Genomic DNA, 2,331 nt, shown 5'->3' with positions numbered 1-2,331 from the left:
TTATTTTAGTTTTGCAACACCCTCAATTTTTAAATTTATTCTAATTCTCTTCAATCTTTCTTATATACCAAGTACATATATTATAAAAAGAAGCATTTAGTAATTTTAATTTTTGTAAACTATTTAGTGTACAATTTTTTTGGAAATGACATGGTGATAAATCATAGATACTAAAGCATTACTATCAATATAAGATAAAATTTTGATGAATTTCATTTGTTTACTGATGAACTACAAAAACATCTATCTGACGATATTTTTTGATAATTTGCACGAGTAAGATATTTTTTTGAACGCAAAAGTAAATATAGGTAAGAAGTTTATGATAGCGTAATACATTGGAAAACGCCATGTATAATAAGCAATTATCTAATTTGATTATGGCATTTACCTTTATGTGAATACAACCACACCTATGAGTCTAGGAGGACTAAAACAGTGTGTTAAAAGCTAGATAATATATAGTGTTTCTCAGTCGAATTATAGCAATGCCCACAATAATTATTGTAAAGGGACGCCGCTTAGATTCCTGCTAGATACTGTAATCCTCTTCTCAAATTTTTAACCTCACCAACTATTTTTATGACATGATTAGGGTACAGCTCCTCACTCCATTCTAATCATCTTTTCGCGCGAAAAATAGAGGAATATTTATATTTTTTTAAACATATTGATTAAACAGTTATTTAATCGAGTGCTATTTTGGGTCCATTAAAGATAATATTCCAACTTATTTTTAGTTCGTTTATAAAGTAATTTGAAATCTTTAAATGATTTAATTCTTATTTTTAAATTTTTAGGAATATCAACACTATCTTGTTTGACACAAGAACTAATCTTATTTAAGAATAGTTAACAAATGAATAAAGTGGGGGAAATAATATGTGGAGAAAACAACAAAAAAATTTAAATTTTGCTGCGCCGCTTGGCTTAATACAATCTTTAGTTATCACTTCTGATCCCCAATATCCTTGGACAGATTGTCAGGATAGTATCTCATTTCCAAATTGTAATAATCCTATTGTATCGCCATGTTCAAATCGTCCAGAAAACGAATCTACGAAAGAACAACGTTCAGCAGCATTGATACGTGAACAATACAATAATATTAATTCTTATACGGATACTGTACCCAATGCATCTGTGCTGATAAACGGAGATTTGACTGCCTTTGGGCATGGCTGGCAGTGGGATAAAATAAACGAACTTCTTAGAATATTAAAAAGACCCTATTATTATGGTCTAGGCAATCATGATATTGAAAATAATTTTAATGACTGCGTAAATAATGGATGTTTTAAAAATTCAATGGAGAATTTAATAGCCCATGTTCAAACTCGCGGCATACCATCAACTCAATTTGATTATAGGACTCAACCAGGAGAACCTTATTTGGGTATTCCTGTTACAAAGCATCAAGGCAGTTTTGCTTATGCAGTAAATTTCGGATCGATATGTTCTATCCAATTACAAAATTTTCCTACAATGAATAAGCAAACAGGCCCAACTATTACCGATTTTAATGAGTATCACATATTTGAAAACTTTGATTGGGTAAGAACTCAATTAGAAACAGCTAGAATAAATGGGAAAACTATCATAATAAATGTTCATAAACATCAAATGCTTTATGATCAATATAAAAATTTATTTCAACAATATGGTGTTGCAGCAATTTTTGCTGGGCATCTCCATACAAATTTTGGATATCAGATATCGTATAATAATATACCTATTTTTCTATCCGGTGGTGCATCACAACGCACATATTTAATTATAGAACAGTTTTCAAATAGATTGGATATGTACGCTGTTAATTGTAATGATTGGAGAAATAGATGTTTAATGAGTCCTATTTTTAATGGAGAGTATCAAATTGTGACAGCATTAAATAATAGTAGTGTAGTAAGTTTGGAGGGGGCCTCAAATACCAATGTTATATTAATGTCCAATAATAAGGCAGATACTCAAAAGTGGTATCTCTCGTACAACAGTGTTAAGAATGGTTATGTAATACGACGTAATCGTGCCTCAAATATAGTGTTGGCTTGGAACGCTGCAGGTGGAACGGCCAATGTATTTACTACGCAGCTTATTGAAACATATGATGCTCATTATTGGGCTATAGAGCGTGTTAATAATAGTAATGAATATATATTTAAAAATAAAATGAATCCAGACTTAGTTTTAGAAGTAGCTGGTTTGCAAACTACTAATGGTACAAATATTCAAGTACATGCAAGACACCCTTTAAATACTTCTTTAAGAAATCAAACATTCTTAATACAACCAATTTGATTTTTTGGGTTCTGGTGCAAATAATGGACAAAC

At 30.6% G+C, this 2,331-nt stretch carries 1 protein-coding gene; it reads left to right on the top strand.

The features are described 5' to 3' along the window. Positions 1–882: 882 nt before the first annotated feature. On the top strand, positions 883–2,298 hold the full coding sequence (locus RT27_RS31900; RefSeq protein ID WP_043939383.1) for an RICIN domain-containing protein: 1,416 nt from the start codon (positions 883–885) through the stop codon (positions 2,296–2,298). Positions 2,299–2,331: the final 33 nt, after the last annotated feature.

This window comes from Bacillus sp. L_1B0_5 (assembly GCF_000836715.1).
In the GTDB taxonomy this organism is placed as follows: domain Bacteria; phylum Bacillota; class Bacilli; order Bacillales; family Bacillaceae_G; genus Bacillus_A; species Bacillus_A thuringiensis_S.
This window is presented reverse-complemented; position numbering and strand designations above follow the sequence as displayed.

What these genes read in the sequence shown, in the direction of transcription:
- RT27_RS31900 (WP_043939383.1), top strand. Translation starts at nt 883, where the DNA reads ATGTGGAGAAAACAACAAAAAAATTTAAATTTTGCTGCGCCGCTTGGC.